The organism is Serratia sp. X3 (assembly GCF_014982455.1).
Classification (GTDB): domain Bacteria; phylum Pseudomonadota; class Gammaproteobacteria; order Enterobacterales; family Enterobacteriaceae; genus Serratia; species Serratia ureilytica.
The window spans coordinates 120524-135945 of record NZ_JADCNB010000003.1; the positions used below are offsets into that span (position 1 = coordinate 120524).

At 57.7% G+C, this 15422-nt stretch carries 14 protein-coding genes and 2 tRNA genes; 14 read left to right on the forward strand and 2 right to left on the reverse strand.

Translation table 11 applies throughout. From position 1 onward, the window contains the following. Window positions 1-8: 8 nt before the first annotated feature. The gene (dacB, locus tag IMX17_RS14805; protein ID WP_025159591.1) at window positions 9-1442 is read right to left on the reverse strand and encodes a serine-type D-Ala-D-Ala carboxypeptidase; all 1434 of its coding nucleotides are present in this window, start codon (window positions 1440-1442) and stop codon (window positions 9-11) included. Window positions 1443-1698: 256 nt separating this feature from the next. Here dacB and greA point away from each other — a divergent pair, with 256 nt between their 5' ends. Next, entirely contained in the window at window positions 1699-2175 is a 477-nt protein-coding gene (greA, locus tag IMX17_RS14810) for a transcription elongation factor GreA (RefSeq protein ID WP_004933539.1), read from the forward strand. A gap of 112 nt (window positions 2176-2287) precedes the next feature. On the opposite strand, the gene yhbY is transcribed toward greA, so the two are convergent. Then, a complete protein-coding gene (gene yhbY, locus IMX17_RS14815) occupies window positions 2288-2581 on the reverse strand; it encodes a ribosome assembly RNA-binding protein YhbY (protein ID WP_004933536.1) in 294 nt (97 codons plus the stop codon). A 143-nt stretch (window positions 2582-2724) separates the two neighbouring features. Here yhbY and rlmE point away from each other — a divergent pair, with 143 nt between their 5' ends. The 13 genes from rlmE to rpsO all read left to right on the forward strand — a co-directional run bounded on the left by rlmE (window position 2725) and on the right by rpsO (window position 15195). Then, window positions 2725-3354 carry a 23S rRNA (uridine(2552)-2'-O)-methyltransferase RlmE gene (rlmE, locus tag IMX17_RS14820; protein WP_004933533.1) on the forward strand — a complete coding sequence of 210 codons (630 nt, stop codon included), beginning with the start codon at window positions 2725-2727 and terminating at the stop codon, window positions 3352-3354. A 56-nt stretch (window positions 3355-3410) separates the two neighbouring features. Next, window positions 3411-5342, forward strand: a complete 1932-nt coding sequence (gene ftsH / locus IMX17_RS14825) for an ATP-dependent zinc metalloprotease FtsH (RefSeq protein ID WP_004933529.1) — start codon at window positions 3411-3413, stop codon at window positions 5340-5342. A 91-nt stretch (window positions 5343-5433) separates the two neighbouring features. Further along, window positions 5434-6270 (forward strand): dihydropteroate synthase, encoded by an 837-nt coding sequence (gene folP, locus IMX17_RS14830; protein ID WP_033631628.1) that lies wholly within the window; start codon window positions 5434-5436, stop codon window positions 6268-6270. Between the two features lie 4 nt (window positions 6271-6274). Beyond that, window positions 6275-7612: a phosphoglucosamine mutase gene (glmM, locus tag IMX17_RS14835; protein WP_182265163.1), complete on the forward strand. Its 1338-nt coding sequence runs from the start codon at window positions 6275-6277 to the stop codon at window positions 7610-7612. Between the two features lie 220 nt (window positions 7613-7832). Beyond that, on the forward strand, window positions 7833-8168 hold the full coding sequence (gene secG / locus IMX17_RS14840) for a preprotein translocase subunit SecG (RefSeq protein ID WP_004933519.1): 336 nt from the start codon (window positions 7833-7835) through the stop codon (window positions 8166-8168). A 70-nt stretch (window positions 8169-8238) separates the two neighbouring features. Then, window positions 8239-8325: transfer RNA gene (locus IMX17_RS14845), tRNA-Leu, on the forward strand. Between the two features lie 60 nt (window positions 8326-8385). Further along, window positions 8386-8462 (forward strand) — tRNA-Met (locus IMX17_RS14850). Between the two features lie 217 nt (window positions 8463-8679). After that, window positions 8680-9132: a ribosome maturation factor RimP gene (gene rimP, locus IMX17_RS14855; protein WP_033644179.1), complete on the forward strand. Its 453-nt coding sequence runs from the start codon at window positions 8680-8682 to the stop codon at window positions 9130-9132. A 21-nt stretch (window positions 9133-9153) separates the two neighbouring features. Then, window positions 9154-10662, forward strand: a complete 1509-nt coding sequence (nusA, locus tag IMX17_RS14860; RefSeq protein ID WP_004933514.1) for a transcription termination factor NusA — start codon at window positions 9154-9156, stop codon at window positions 10660-10662. 23 nt (window positions 10663-10685) lie between these two features. Then, entirely contained in the window at window positions 10686-13376 is a 2691-nt protein-coding gene (infB, locus tag IMX17_RS14865; protein WP_182265164.1) for a translation initiation factor IF-2, read from the forward strand. 70 nt (window positions 13377-13446) lie between these two features. Further along, window positions 13447-13857 carry a 30S ribosome-binding factor RbfA gene (rbfA, locus tag IMX17_RS14870; protein WP_004933508.1) on the forward strand — a complete coding sequence of 137 codons (411 nt, stop codon included), beginning with the start codon at window positions 13447-13449 and terminating at the stop codon, window positions 13855-13857. Beyond that, window positions 13857-14801, forward strand: coding sequence for a tRNA pseudouridine(55) synthase TruB (gene truB, locus IMX17_RS14875; RefSeq protein WP_033641660.1), 945 nt, complete (start codon window positions 13857-13859; stop codon window positions 14799-14801). The genes rbfA and truB overlap by 1 nt, the downstream gene beginning before the upstream one ends. A 124-nt stretch (window positions 14802-14925) precedes the next feature. Beyond that, window positions 14926-15195, forward strand: a complete 270-nt coding sequence (rpsO, locus tag IMX17_RS14880; RefSeq protein ID WP_004933502.1) for a 30S ribosomal protein S15 — start codon at window positions 14926-14928, stop codon at window positions 15193-15195. The last annotated feature ends 227 nt before the right edge of the window (window positions 15196-15422 follow it).

The following is a 15422-nucleotide window of genomic DNA, read 5'->3' on the forward strand; positions in this document are numbered from 1 at the left end:
GACGACCCTCAGTTGTTTTGGTAAATATCCCGATACAGGCGGCTTTCGAAGCGCACCAGCGGCGCGCGGCGCTGTTTCTGATCTTCCGGCGGCACGGCGTAGCCGGAGAGATACTGCACGAAGGCCATGCGCTGGCCGCTGGCGGTCGTGATGAAGCCCGCCAGGTTGTAGACGCCCTGCAGCGCGCCGGTCTTGGCCGACACCTTGCCGTCGACGCCGGCTTCATGCAGGCCGCCGCGGTAGCGCAGGGTGCCGTCATAGCCGGACAGCGGCAGCATCGAGATAAAGTTCAGCTCGTTGTCGTGCTGCGCGATGTACTGCAGCGCTTGCATCATGGTCGCCGGGGCCAGCAGGTTGTGGCGCGACAGGCCGGAACCGTCGGCGATGATGGTATTGCCCAGATCGATGCCGGCCTTTTGGCGCAGCACCTGGCGCACCGCATCGGAGCCCGCTCGCCAGGTGCCCGGCACGCCGAAGCGCTCATGACCGATGGTGCGGAAGACGGTATCGGCAATCATGTTGTCCGACTTCTTCAGCATGATCTTCAACAGATCGTGCAGCGGTGCCGACTGGGTTTGCGCGATCACCGTGCCGGTAATGCCGGGACGCGTCTGGCGTTTCAAATGCCCGTCGATCTGGATGCCGGCCTGCGTCAGTTCGTCTTTCAGGATCGCGCCCGCATAGCTGGCGCCGTCCTGGATGGCGAAGGCCAGCGGCAACGGCTCGCTGCGCTGCGTCAGACAGCCGGTCAGGGTAAAGCGGTTCAGCTCGCCCGGCACCACGTCCAGCTCGCAGTACTGCGCGTCTGCCGAGCCGCGCGCCAGGGTGCGCACCTGGCTAAACATATTAACCGGATAATAGGAGGCGACGCGGATAAACGCCATGTCGCCCGGGTTCGGCGCGCTGTACAGCGAGACCGAGAAACAGTTGCGATCGACGATGGCGGCGGCCGGCGGCGCGCTGAAGCACTGCGTCAGATCGTTCCATGGCCAACCGGGCGCTTTGTCATGGCTGGCGAAGACCGAAGTATCGACCAGCACGTCGCCGCTGATTTGGCGCACGCCCTGCTTTTTCAGGACGGCCACCATATTGCGCAGGCTCTGGCGTTTGAAGGTCGGATCGCCGCTGAAACGAGCGATCAGGTTGCCGCGCAGCACGCCGTCGCGGATATCGCCCTGGCTCTCCAGCGTGGTGGTGAAACGGTAATCGGGCCCGAGTTGCAGCAATGCCGCCAGCGCCGTCAGCACTTTTTGGGTACTGGCCGGCAGCGCCATTTGCTGAGAGTGGTAATCGATCGTCGGCGAGCCGGCGCCGATCTTCTGAACGACCAGGGCAAGGTTGGCCCCATCAGGCAGATATTGTGTGTACTCTTCAACCGGGGCCGCATTCGCATTCAGAACAAATGCGCAAGCCAATGCACTGACAATTCGTGAAAAACGCATAATCTCGGGATAACAGCTGGATAACGTGCCGTCATACTACGGTGCAATCAGGGAAAAAGTAAACGATGACCCTCAAGGAACTCTAGGCTAAAATGCGTATCAAAATGCAAAACCGATCTTGGCTTGGGCTCCGTTCCGAGTCAGGTTTCTTTTGTTTGTCGCCTGGAGGCGGGGGGCGGTATGCCAACCGTGTTTTCATACGAATACGTCAGGATGACGGTTATTTGAACAGGAAAGATTTAGAGGTATTTATACGATGAACCAAATTCCGATGACCTTGTTTGGCGCTGAAAAACTGCGCGAAGAGCTCGAATATCTTAAAAGCGTGCGCCGCCCGAAAATCATTGCGGATATCGCTGAAGCGCGTGAACACGGCGACTTGAAAGAAAATGCCGAGTACCATGCCGCCCGCGAACAGCAGGGTTTCTGTGAAGGCCGCATTCAGGAAATCGAAGCCAAGCTGTCCAATGCTCAGGTGATCGACATCACCAAGATGCCGAACACCGGTCGGGTGATCTTCGGCGCCACCGTATCGGTGATGAATCTGGATAGCGAAGAAGAAGTGACTTACCGCATCGTTGGCGACGATGAGGCCGATTTCAAGAAAAATCTGATTTCGGTAAACTCGCCGATGGCGCGCGGCCTGATCGGCAAAGAGCAAGACGATGTGGTGGTGATCAAAACCCCAGGCGGCGACGTGGAATACGAGATCCTGAAGGTCGAGTATCTCTGATCGGGACCGTTGGTCATTAATGCGCCAACGTTTTGTAAAGATAGGAAAAAGGCCGCAAGCGGCCTTTTATCTTGGTCAGGCGCATGGCACCTTTTCGTTAACCTGATGGTTATTAACGCGGTAGACTGATCTTGCGCTCTTTCGACGGGCGGTAAAGAATAAGCGTACTGCCGATAACTTGCACATTGCAGGCGCCCGTTTCACGCACGATAGCGTCGGCGATCAGGGTCTTGGTTTCGCGATCTTCAGCGGCGATTTTTACCTTGATCAGCTCATGATGCTCCAGAGCCTGTTCAATTTCAGCCAGCACCCCTTCGGTAAGACCGTTATTGCCCAGCATCACCACCGGTTTTAACGGATGCGCCAGGCCTTTCAGGTGCTGTTTTTGTTTATTATTCAGATTCATTGTCTTTTTTGCTTAAGTTGGGATTGAAAACGGTACATTCTACCGCCATCTCATGTATATCACCAAATCGGTCTTCACCGGTGTGAGTCTACGTGAGCAGCGACCCTGACATAAGACTCTTTTTATGATAGTTGGAAAACGAGATGGCTAATAAAAAGCGTTCGGCTAGCTCCAGTCGCTGGTTACAAGAACACTTTAGCGATAAATATGTACAGCAGGCGCAGAAAAAGGGACTGCGTTCCCGTGCCTGGTTTAAACTTGATGAAATACAGCAGAGCGACAAACTGTTCAAACCGGGCATGACCGTGGTTGACCTGGGCGCCGCACCGGGCGGCTGGTCGCAGTATGTGGTCACCCAAATCGGCGGTACCGGGCGCATCATCGCCTGTGATATTTTGCCAATGGATCCTATCGTTGGCGTCGATTTCCTTCAGGGCGATTTTCGTGATGAACTGGTGCTGAAGGCACTGTTGGAACGAGTAGGCGAGAGTAAGGTTCAGGTGGTCATGTCCGATATGGCCCCGAATATGAGTGGCACCCCGGCGGTCGATATTCCAAGGTCGATGTATCTGGTGGAGTTGGCGCTGGATATGTGTCGTGATGTCCTCGCACCAGGCGGAAGTTTCCTGGTGAAGGTGTTCCAGGGAGATGGCTTTGACGAGTACCTACGGGAAATTCGCTCCCTGTTTACGAAGGTTAAGATTCGTAAGCCAGACGCTTCCCGCGCCCGTTCGCGCGAAGTGTACATTGTAGCGACAGGGCGCAAACTGTAGTACCCTAACGCTGTTTGTTAACACAGTTGTAAGATGAGGTTAATCCCTTGAGTGACATGGCGAAAAACCTAATTCTCTGGTTAGTCATCGCGGTAGTGTTGATGTCTGTATTCCAGAGCTTTGGGCCCAGCGAGTCGAATGGCCGTAGGGTGGATTACTCTACCTTCATGTCCGAACTGACCCAGGACCAGGTTCGCGAAGCGCGAATCAACGGACGTGAAATTAACGTTACCAAGAAAGACAGTAACAAATACACGACCTACATCCCTGTCAACGATCCTAAGTTGCTGGATACGTTGTTAACGAAGAATGTGAAAGTTGTCGGCGAGCCGCCTGAAGAGCCGAGCCTGCTGGCTTCTATCTTTATCTCTTGGTTCCCGATGCTGTTGCTGATCGGGGTCTGGATCTTCTTTATGCGGCAAATGCAGGGCGGCGGCGGCAAGGGCGCGATGTCCTTCGGCAAGAGCAAGGCCCGCATGCTGACGGAAGACCAGATCAAGACCACTTTCGCCGATGTTGCCGGGTGTGACGAAGCGAAAGAAGAGGTGAGCGAACTGGTGGAATACCTGCGCGAACCGAGCCGTTTCCAGAAGCTGGGCGGCAAGATCCCGAAAGGCGTGCTGATGGTTGGCCCGCCGGGGACCGGTAAAACGCTGTTGGCGAAAGCGATCGCCGGCGAAGCGAAGGTACCGTTCTTCACCATTTCCGGTTCCGACTTCGTCGAAATGTTCGTCGGCGTGGGTGCATCTCGCGTGCGCGACATGTTCGAACAAGCGAAGAAAGCCGCGCCGTGCATCATCTTCATCGATGAAATCGACGCCGTCGGTCGCCAGCGTGGCGCCGGCCTGGGTGGCGGTCACGATGAGCGTGAGCAGACCCTGAACCAGATGCTGGTTGAGATGGACGGTTTCGAAGGCAACGAGGGCATCATCGTCATCGCGGCGACCAACCGTCCGGACGTGCTTGACCCCGCGCTGCTGCGCCCAGGCCGTTTCGACCGTCAGGTCGTGGTCGGGCTGCCGGACGTGCGTGGCCGCGAGCAGATCCTGAAGGTGCACATGCGCCGCGTGCCGTTGGCGGCCGACATCGACGCCTCCGTCATTGCGCGCGGTACGCCGGGCTTCTCCGGTGCCGATCTGGCCAACCTGGTCAACGAAGCGGCGCTGTTCGCCGCCCGCGGCAACAAGCGCGTGGTGTCGATGGTGGAGTTCGAGAAAGCCAAAGACAAGATCATGATGGGGGCGGAACGCCGCTCCATGGTGATGACTGAAGCGCAGAAAGAGTCGACCGCGTATCACGAAGCGGGCCACGCCATCATTGGCCGCCTGGTTCCTGAACACGATCCGGTGCACAAGGTCACCATCATTCCTCGTGGTCGGGCGCTCGGCGTGACCTTCTTCCTGCCGGAAGGGGATGCGATCAGCGCCAGTCGTCAGAAGCTGGAGAGCCAAATCTCCACCCTGTACGGCGGTCGTCTGGCGGAAGAGATCATCTACGGGCCGGAAAAAGTCTCTACCGGTGCGTCGAACGATATCAAAGTGGCGACCTCCATCGCCCGCAACATGGTGACCCAATGGGGCTTCTCCGAGAAGCTGGGGCCGCTGTTGTATGCGGAAGAAGAGGGCGAGGTGTTCCTGGGCCGTTCCGTGGCCAAGGCGAAGCACATGTCGGATGAAACCGCGCGTATCATCGACCAGGAAGTGAAGTCGCTGATCGAACGCAACTACACGCGTGCTCGCTCGCTGCTGATGGAAAACATGGACATCCTGCACTCGATGAAGGATGCGTTGATGAAGTATGAAACCATCGATGCGCCGCAGATCGACGATCTGATGAACCGCAAAGACGTGCGTCCGCCGGCGGGCTGGGACGATGCGAACAAAGGCAACAGCTCCGACAACGGCGGCACCCCAAAAGCCCCGACGCCGGTAGATGAGCCGCGCACCCCAACGCCGGGCAACACCATGTCCGAACAGCTCGACAAGTAACAGCGGCTGTGTAATAACATCAAACCCCGGCATGCCGGGGTTTTTTTTGCCCGGCGGGCAGTGAACCAGGCAACAGTAAGGTGGACCAACCATGCAGTTAACCGTGCGCGACATGACGCTCAATCTCTCCCATCCGCAGGTGATGGGCATCCTCAACGTGACGCCGGATTCGTTTTCCGACGGCGGCCGCCACAACACCCTGAATCAGGCGCTGGTGCATGCGCATGCGCTGATTTCGGCCGGCGCCACGATGATTGATATCGGCGGCGAATCGACAAGGCCGGGGGCGGCGGAAGTGAGCGAAGAAGAGGAGCTTGAGCGGGTCGTGCCGGTGGTGGAAGCGCTGGCGCAGCGCTTTGAAGTCTTTATCTCGGTCGATACCTCGAAAGCGGGCGTGATCCGCGAATCGGCGCACGCCGGCGCACACTTGATCAACGACATCCGCTCGCTGCAGGAGCCGGGCGCTCTGGCGGCGGCGGCGGAAAGCGGTTTGCCGGTCTGCCTGATGCACATGCAGGGGCAGCCGCGCACCATGCAGCAGGCGCCGCACTACGACGATCTGATCGCCGACGTTCAGAGGTTTTTCGAGCACCATATCCGGCGCTGTAACGAGGCGGGGATAACAAATCAGAAATTGCTGCTCGACCCAGGCTTCGGTTTCGGTAAAAATTTGGCGCACAACTATCAGCTTCTGGCCCGGTTGTCGGAATTTCATCGTTTCGGTTTGCCGCTGTTGGTCGGCATGTCGCGCAAATCGATGATTGGACAACTGCTGAACGTGCCGCCGGATCAACGGGTTATCGGCAGCGTGGCCTGCGCGGTGATCGCGGCGATGCAGGGTGCGCAGATTGTCAGAGTGCATGACGTTAAAGAAACCGTCGAGGCGATGCGTGTCGTCGAGGCAACACTTTCAGCTAAGGGACAGTAGAGACATGAGCGAGCGCAAATATTTTGGCACCGACGGCATCCGTGGCAAGGTCGGGGACAGCCCCATCACGCCTGACTTCGTGCTGAAGCTGGGCTGGGCGGCCGGTAAAGTGCTGGCGCGTCACGGTTCCCGCAAGATCATCATCGGTAAGGATACGCGCATCTCCGGATATATGCTGGAGTCTGCGCTGGAAGCCGGCCTGGCGGCCGCCGGATTGTCCGCCTCCTTCACCGGGCCGATGCCCACGCCGGCGGTGGCCTACCTGACGCGCACCTTCCGCGCGGAAGCGGGCATTGTCATCTCCGCTTCGCACAACCCGTTCTATGACAACGGCATCAAGTTCTTCTCGATCGACGGCGCCAAATTGCCGGACAACGTCGAAGAGGCGATCGAAGCCGAAATGGAAAAACCGCTGACCTGCGTGGAGTCCGCGGAGCTGGGTAAAGCCAGCCGTATCATCGACGCCGCCGGCCGCTATATCGAATTCTGCAAAGGCACCTTCCCGAGCGAGCTGAGCCTGAAGGGGCTGAAAATCGTGGTTGACTGCGCCAACGGTGCGACTTACCACATCGCGCCGAGCGTGCTGCGCGAGCTGGGCGCTACGGTGATCGCCATCGGCGTTGAGCCGGACGGGATGAACATCAACGAAAAATGCGGCGCTACCGATGTGCGTCAGCTGCAGGAGCGCGTGTTGCAGGAAAAAGCGCACGTCGGCCTGGCGTTCGACGGCGACGGCGACCGCGTGATGATGGTGGATCACCTGGGCAACAAGGTGGACGGCGACCAGATCCTGTACATCATCGCCCGTGAAGGCCTGCGTCAGGGCCAGCTGCGCGGCGGCGCGGTCGGCACCCTGATGAGCAATATGGGGTTGGAGCTGGCGCTGAAACAGCTGGGCATTCCGTTCGCTCGCGCCAAAGTGGGCGACCGCTACGTGCTGGAGAAGCTGCAGGAGTTGGGCTGGCGCATCGGCGCGGAAAACTCCGGCCATGTGATCCTGCTGGACAAAACCACTACCGGCGACGGTATCGTGGCCGGGCTGCAGGTGCTGACCGCCATGGTGCGCAACCACATGAGCCTGCATGACCTGTGCAGCGGCATGAAGCTGCTGCCGCAGATCCTGGTCAACGTGCGCTTCGCCGGCGAGCACAACCCGCTGGAGTCCGACGCGGTGCGCAAAATCACCGAGCAGGTGGAGGCCGAGCTGGCCGGCCGCGGCCGGGTGCTGCTGCGCAAATCGGGCACCGAGCCGCTGATCCGCGTGATGGTGGAAGGCGAAGACGAGCAGCAGGTGACCGCGCTGGCGCATCGCATCGCCGACGCGGTGAAATCCGCAGGTTAAAACAGACAGTTAGCCGCCGGGCTTGGCATCGCTGAGCCCGAACAGGCGATTGTTGGCGTTTTTTTCCGCAAACGCGCCGGCGGCTGCAAATTGCCCTTGCGCGGGTTGGCGGCTTTGGTTAGTATTCACACCCGCTTCAGTAGGCAGTTTATAAAAACGCCTGCTTGATGAGTGTGAAGCATTTGGCATGCGGTAAGGCCGCAAGGATACGGGTACTACTATGTACGAAGCTCTTCTGGTAATTTTCCTGCTGATCTCAATCGGGCTGGTTGCTCTGATTATGTTGCAGCAAGGTAAAGGCGCTGATATGGGAGCCTCTTTCGGAGCAGGTGCATCAGGCACATTGTTCGGTTCGAGTGGTTCCGGTAACTTTATGACCCGCATGACTGCTGTGCTGGCGACGCTGTTCTTCGTCATCAGCCTGATTCTGGGCAACCTCAGCAGCAACCAGAGCAAGAAAGGCAGCGAGTGGGAAAACCTGGGTCAGCCAGTGAAAACTGAGCAGACGACCGCGCCGGCGGCACCAGCCAAGCCGAGCAGCGATATCCCACAGTAAGCCGCAACAAAGTTTGAAAACGGTGGTTGTGAACTCGAAAGAACAACGGCCGTTAGCAGTAAGAATCAGTACCGAGGTGGTGGAATTGGTAGACACGCTACCTTGAGGTGGTAGTGCCCTAACGGGCTTGTGGGTTCGAGTCCCATCCTCGGTACCAAATCCCAGAGATAACTTGCAATTTTGCGATTATCGGCGTAGTATTTGCCACGTTTTCGGACGCGGGGTGGAGCAGCCTGGTAGCTCGTCGGGCTCATAACCCGAAGGTCGTCGGTTCAAATCCGGCCCCCGCAACCACTTTCCTTTAAGTGTTTATTTTCAAATACACTTTTCGATTGAAACCCGCTTTTCTCGATCAACATTTGAAAATGACACTTGCTCGAAAGTTGTACCGAGGCCGCCTAGCGGCAAACAGGGTCCAGTTGCATAAAGCCCCGATTTTTCGGGGTTTTTTGTTATTTGGCAACAGAATCACTGGGCTATTTAGCCCTTTTTTTATGTCTTGGGGGTGGGCTTGTCCACATTAGAGCAAAAGTTAACAGAGATGCTTTCGGCACCGGTAGAAGCGTTGGGCTTTGAGCTTGTAGGCATCGAATTCATTCGTGCGCGCCAATCGACGCTCCGCATCTATATTGATAGTGATAACGGCATCAATGTTGATGATTGCGCTGATGTCAGCCACCAGGTCAGCGCTGTATTGGACGTCGAAGATCCAATCACGGTCGCTTACAACTTGGAAGTCTCCTCTCCTGGCCTTGATCGCCCGATGTTCACCGCAGAACACTATACGCGTTACCTCGGTGAAGAAGTCAGCCTGGTCCTGCGCATGGCGGTACAAAACCGTCGCAAGTGGCAGGGTATTATCAAGTCTGTCGAAGGCGAGATGATCACGGTTACTGTGGAAGGGAAAGATGAAGTGTTCGCGCTGAGCAACATCCAGAAAGCGAACCTGGTACCCCACTTTTAAAGTTTGGAAGAGGCAACTAGGATGAACAAAGAGATTCTGGCTGTTGTTGAAGCAGTTTCCAATGAAAAATCCCTTCCGCGCGAGAAGATTTTCGAAGCGCTGGAAACTGCATTAGCCACCGCAACCAAGAAAAAATACGAGCAGGAAATCGACGTGCGCGTCAGCATTGACCGCAGAACCGGCGATTTCGATACCTTCCGCCGTTGGGTCGCCGTAGACGAAGTGACTCAGCCGACGCGTGAAATCACGCTGGAAGCCGCTCAGTTTGAAGATCCGAGCATCGAGCTCGGCGGATATGTCGAAGATCAGATCGAATCCGTGACCTTCGACCGCATCACCACCCAAACCGCCAAGCAGGTTATCGTGCAGAAAGTGCGCGAGGCCGAGCGCGCGATGGTGGTCGACGCTTTCCGTGAACACGAAGGTGAGATCGTCACCGGCGTGGTGAAGAAAGTGAACCGTGACAGCATCGCGCTGGATCTGGGCAACAACGCCGAAGCGGTCATTGGCCGTGAAGACATGCTGCCGCGCGAAAACTTCCGTCCGGGCGACCGCATTCGCGGCGTGCTGTATGCCGTACGTCCCGAAGCTCGCGGCGCGCAGCTGTTCGTCAGCCGTTCCAGCCCGGAAATGCTGAAAGAGCTGTTCCGCATCGAAGTGCCGGAAATCGGCGAAGAAGTGATCGAGATTAAAGCGGCAGCCCGCGATCCAGGCTCCCGTGCGAAAATTGCAGTGAAAACCAACGACAAGCGCATCGATCCGGTCGGCGCCTGCGTAGGTATGCGCGGTGCGCGCGTTCAGGCTGTGTCGAGCGAGCTCGGCGGCGAACGCATCGATATCATCCTGTGGGATGATAACCCAGCGCAATTCGTCATCAACGCCATGGCGCCGGCCGACGTCGCGTCGATCGTGGTAGACGAAGATAACTGCACCATGGATATCGCCGTTGAAGCCAGCAACCTGGCGCAGGCGATCGGCCGTAACGGCCAAAACGTGCGTTTGGCTTCCCAGCTGCTGAAACAACACCGCGGCGACGATCGTTGGGAACTGAACGTGATGACGGCGGACGACCTGCAGGCCAAGCACCAGGCCGAGGCTCATGCCGCTATTGATACCTTCACCAAGTATCTTGATATCGACGAAGATTTCGCCACCGTACTGGTTGAAGAAGGCTTCTCCACGCTGGAAGAGCTGGCCTACGTGCCGATCAAAGAGCTGTTGGAAATCGACGGTCTGGATGAAGATACGGTTGAAGCATTGCGCGAACGCGCCAAAGCTGCATTGACCACGCTGGCCCTGGCACAAGAAGAAAGCCTGGGCGACAACAAACCGGCCGACGATTTGCTCAACCTGCCGGGTCTTGAGCGCAGCATGGCCTTTAAACTGGCCGCGCGTGGGGTTTGTACGCTGGAAGATCTTGCCGAGCAGGGTGTTGACGATCTGGCTGATATTGAAGGGCTTAGCGATGAGCAAGCCGGCGAGCTGATCATGGCTGCACGCAATATCTGTTGGTTTGGCGACAACGCGTAATAACTGTAGCAGGAAGGAACAGCATGACGACAGATGTAACCGTAAAATCGCTGGCAGCAGAGATTCAGACTCCGGTTGATCGCCTGGTACAGCAGTTTGCTGATGCAGGGATCAACAAGTCCGAGTCGGACTCTGTTACCCAGCAAGAAAAAGAAACATTACTGGCGCACCTGAACCGTGAACACGGCAGCGCGCCGGGTAAACTCACTTTGCAGCGCAAAACGCGCAGCACCTTGAATATCCCGAGCACCGGCGGTAAAAGTAAATCGGTGCAAATTGAGGTCCGCAAGAAACGCACTTATGTAAATCGCGATACGCAAGAAGCCCAGTTGGCTGAAGCGGCAGAGCAGGCACAGCGTGAAGCGGAAGAGCAGGCACGGCGCGAAGCGGAAGAGCTCGCAAAACGCGAAGCGGAAGCGAAGCGCGCAGCCGAAGAGCAAGCCAAACGTGAGGCCGCGGAGATTGCTAAGCGTAATTCAGCGGAAAAAGAAAAAGTGACCAATCAACATACCGACGAAATGACCAAGCCAGCTCAGGCGGAAAAAGCACGCCGTGAAGCCGAAGCCGCTGAACTGAAACGTAAAGCGGAAGAGGAAGTGCGCCGCAAGGTTGAAGAGGAAGCCAAGCGCGTGGCGGAAGAAGCCCGTCGCATGGCCGAAGAGAACGGCGAGAAGTGGGCTCAGGCCGACGCGGCTAGCGCTGCGGTTGAAAGCGCCGACTATCACGTGACCACCTCTCAGCACGCCCGTGCCGCTGAAGATGAAAACGACGCCAAAGTTGAAGGCGATCGTCGCAGCCGCACCCGCGGCGGCAAAGCCACCAAGCAGAAGAAAGGCAACAAGCTGTCCGAATCCAAAGCGGATCGCGAAGAAGCGCGTGCCGTTACCCGTGGCGGCAAAGGCGGCAAACGCAAGCCTAGCGCTCTGCAGCAGGGCTTCAACAAGCCGGCGCAGGTGGTTAACCGCGACGTGGTGATCGGTGAAACCATCACCGTGGCCGAGCTGGCCAACAAGATGGCGGTTAAAGGTTCTCAGGTCATCAAAGTGATGATGAAACTGGGCGCTATGGCCACCATCAACCAGGTTATCGACCAGGAAACCGCACAGCTGGTTGCCGAAGAGATGGGCCACAAAGTTATCCTGCGTCGTGAAAACGAGCTGGAAGAAGCGCTGATGAGCGACCGTGATACGGGCGCTGCGGCCGAGCCGCGCGCGCCGGTCGTGACCATCATGGGCCACGTTGACCACGGTAAAACCTCTCTGCTGGACTACATCCGCTCCACCAAAGTGGCGGCGGGCGAAGCCGGCGGCATTACCCAGCATATCGGTGCCTACCACGTAGAAACCGAGAACGGCATGATCACCTTCCTGGATACCCCGGGCCACGCCGCGTTTACCTCGATGCGTGCTCGCGGTGCTCAGGCGACTGACATCGTGGTTCTGGTGGTGGCGGCCGACGACGGCGTGATGCCACAAACCATCGAAGCTATCCAGCACGCGAAAGCGGCGCAGGTGCCATTGGTGGTTGCGGTGAACAAAATCGACAAACCGGAAGCCGATCCGGACCGCGTTAAGCAGGAACTGTCCCAGTACGGCGTTATGCCGGAAGAGTGGGGCGGCGAAGCACAGTTCGTACACGTGTCCGCGAAAGCCGGTACCGGTATCGACGAACTGCTGCAGGCTATCCTGCTGCAGGCCGAAGTTCTGGAACTGAAAGCGGTACGCAGCGGCATGGCGAGCGGCGTAGTGATCGAGTCCTTCCTGGATAAAGGCCGTGGCCCGGTTGCCACCGTGCTGGTTCAGGAAGGTACGCTGAACAAGGGCGACATCGTCCTGTGCGGCTTCGAATACGGCCGCGTGCGTGCGATGCGCGACGAATTGGGCCGTGAAGTGACCTCCGCCGGTCCGTCTATCCCTGTGGAAATCCTGGGTCTGTCCAGCGTGCCTGCAGCGGGTGACGAAGCGACCGTGGTGCGTGACGAGAAGAAAGCGCGTGAAGTGGCGCTGTACCGTCAGGGCAAGTTCCGCGAAGTCAAACTGGCGCGTCAGCAGAAGTCCAAGCTGGAAAACATGTTCGCCAACATGACCGACGGCGAAGTGTCCGAGCTGAACATCGTACTGAAATCCGACGTTCAGGGTTCTTGCGAAGCGATCAGCGACTCGCTGCTGAAACTCTCCACCGACGAAGTGAAGGTGAAGATTGTCGGCTCCGGCGTAGGCGGTATCACCGAAACCGACGCGACGCTGGCTGCGGCTTCCAACGCCATCATCCTGGGCTTCAACGTGCGTGCCGACGCTTCTGCGCGCCGCGTGATCGAAGCGGAAAGCCTGGATCTGCGTTACTACTCCGTGATCTATAACCTGATCGACGAAGTGAAGCAGGCGATGAGCGGCATGCTGGCGCCGGAATACAAGCAGCAGATCATCGGCCTGGCCGAAGTGCGCGACGTGTTCAAATCGCCTAAGTTCGGCGCTATCGCCGGCTGTATGGTGACCGAAGGAACCATCAAGCGTCATAACCCAATCCGCGTACTGCGCGACAACGTGGTTATCTATGAAGGCGAGCTGGAATCCCTGCGTCGCTTCAAAGATGACGTTAACGAAGTCCGTAACGGCATGGAATGTGGTATCGGCGTTAAGAACTATAACGACGTGCGCGTCGGCGACATGATCGAAGTGTTCGAAGTCATTGAGATCCAACGCACCATCGCTTAACGATTGCACATCTGCTTATATCTGTTTACGGGGGGCCTTTGTGCCCCCCGATTTGTCTGGAGAATCCAAAATGGCAAAAGAATTCAGCCGCGGTCAACGCGTGGCGCAAGAGATGCAGAAAGAGATTGCGATCATTCTGCAGCGTGAAGTGAAAGATCCGCGCGTCGGCATGGCGACCGTTTCCGGCGTGGAAGTGTCCCGCGACCTGGCGTATGCCAAGGTTTACGTCACCTTCCTGAACGTGCTGACCGAGAACCACGATCCGGATCTGGTCACCAACGGCATCAAAGCGTTGCAGGACGCTTCCGGCTATATCCGCACCCTGCTGGGCAAAGCGATGCGCCTGCGCGTGGTGCCGGAGCTGACCTTCGCTTACGACAACTCCCTGGTGGAAGGCATGCGCATGTCCAACCTGGTGACCAACGTGGTGAAGAACGACGCAGAGCGCCGTTCCGCCTCAGGCGATGACAAGGAGGATTAATGAGTCGCCCTCGTCGCCGCGGCCGTGACATCCACGGCGTGCTGTTGCTGGACAAGCCACAGGGGTTGTCGTCCAACGATGCGCTGCAAAAAGTAAAACGTCTGTACAACGCCAACCGAGCGGGCCATACCGGTGCGCTCGATCCGTTGGCGACCGGCATGCTGCCTATCTGCCTGGGCGAAGCGACCAAGTTTTCGCAATACCTGCTCGATTCCGACAAGCGCTATCGGGTGATCGCCAAGCTGGGGCAGCGTACCGATACCTCCGACGCCGACGGGCAGATCGTGCAGGAGCGCCCGGTGAACTTCACCCAGGCGCAGCTCGACGCGGCGCTGGACACCTTCCGCGGCGACATCCAGCAGGTGCCGTCGATGTATTCGGCGTTGAAATATCAGGGCAAGAAACTCTACGAGTATGCGCGCCAGGGCATCGAAGTGCCGCGCGAAGCGCGCAGCATCACGGTGTACGAGCTGCAGTTTATCCGCTGGGAAGGGGATGAACTCGAGCTGGAGATTCACTGCTCGAAAGGCACCTACATCCGCACCATCACCGACGATCTCGGCGAGCTGCTGGGCTGCGGCGCGCACGTGATCTATCTGCGCCGCCTGCAGGTGGCGACTTATCCCATCGCGCGCATGGTGACGCTGGAACAGCTGAACGCCTTGGTGGCGCAGGCGCAGGAACAAGCGATCGCGCCCGGCGAGCTGCTCGATCCGCTGCTGATGCCGATGGACAGCCCGGTTGAGAACTATCCGGAAGTGAATTTGCTGCCGGTGGTGGCGGGTTACGTCAAGCAGGGGCAGCCGGTGCAGGTGGCCGGTGCGCCGGCATCCGGTCTGGTGCGCATCACCGAGGGTGAAGAGCGGAAATTCATCGGCGTTGGCGACATCGCCGAGGATGGTCGCGTGGCGCCGCGCCGCCTGGTGGTCGAACATTTCGACTGACGGCGGGGCACTGCGTCGCCTTGCGATCGCACTGCGCTAAGAGTAGAATGGCGCAGCTTATGCATTGGGTTGCTGAATTAGAGATCGGCGCCTGTTTTTATTATCTATAATCTGGAGTATTACAATGTCTCTAAGTGTTGAAGCTAAAGCTCAAATCGTAGCTGATTTCGGTCGTGGTACTAACGACAGCGGTTCTACCGAAGTTCAGGTTGCCCTGCTGACTGCGCAGATCAACCATCTGCAAGGCCACTTCTCCGAGCACAAAAAAGATCACCACAGCCGTCGTGGTCTGCTGCGTATGGTTTCTCAGCGTCGTAAGCTGCTGGACTACCTGAAGCGTAAAGATGTAGCACGTTACACCAGCCTGATCGAGCGTCTGGGTCTGCGTCGCTAATCTAGCAAGTTTCAGTGGAAAGGGGCCTATTTTGGCCCCTTTCTTCTAGGAAGCATAAGCAAATCAGGTTAATGTATTACTGATGTTTCCAAACAGGTTCTTCCGTTACAGAGGTTCGCGCGGCTAATGAGAGGCTTTATCTCCCGCCTGAGATAAGGATTGTCATTAGTCGCGAGGATGTAGTGAGAAGGCAAATCGAGTCACAGGCGTGTCGAGTCGTCAATGCG

Coding starts and splice junctions, on each gene's coding strand:
- yhbY (WP_004933536.1), bottom strand. CDS start 2,581: ATGAATCTGAATAATAAACAAAAACAGCACCTGAAAGGCCTGGCGCAT.
- rbfA (WP_004933508.1), top strand. CDS start 13,447: ATGGCAAAAGAATTCAGCCGCGGTCAACGCGTGGCGCAAGAGATGCAG.
- greA (WP_004933539.1), top strand. CDS start 1,699: ATGAACCAAATTCCGATGACCTTGTTTGGCGCTGAAAAACTGCGCGAA.
- rlmE (WP_004933533.1), top strand. CDS start 2,725: ATGGCTAATAAAAAGCGTTCGGCTAGCTCCAGTCGCTGGTTACAAGAA.
- infB (WP_182265164.1), top strand. CDS start 10,686: ATGACGACAGATGTAACCGTAAAATCGCTGGCAGCAGAGATTCAGACT.
- glmM (WP_182265163.1), top strand. CDS start 6,275: ATGAGCGAGCGCAAATATTTTGGCACCGACGGCATCCGTGGCAAGGTC.
- nusA (WP_004933514.1), top strand. CDS start 9,154: ATGAACAAAGAGATTCTGGCTGTTGTTGAAGCAGTTTCCAATGAAAAA.
- dacB (WP_025159591.1), bottom strand. CDS start 1,442: ATGCGTTTTTCACGAATTGTCAGTGCATTGGCTTGCGCATTTGTTCTG.
- secG (WP_004933519.1), top strand. CDS start 7,833: ATGTACGAAGCTCTTCTGGTAATTTTCCTGCTGATCTCAATCGGGCTG.
- rpsO (WP_004933502.1), top strand. CDS start 14,926: ATGTCTCTAAGTGTTGAAGCTAAAGCTCAAATCGTAGCTGATTTCGGT.
- folP (WP_033631628.1), top strand. CDS start 5,434: ATGCAGTTAACCGTGCGCGACATGACGCTCAATCTCTCCCATCCGCAG.
- truB (WP_033641660.1), top strand. CDS start 13,857: ATGAGTCGCCCTCGTCGCCGCGGCCGTGACATCCACGGCGTGCTGTTG.
- ftsH (WP_004933529.1), top strand. CDS start 3,411: ATGGCGAAAAACCTAATTCTCTGGTTAGTCATCGCGGTAGTGTTGATG.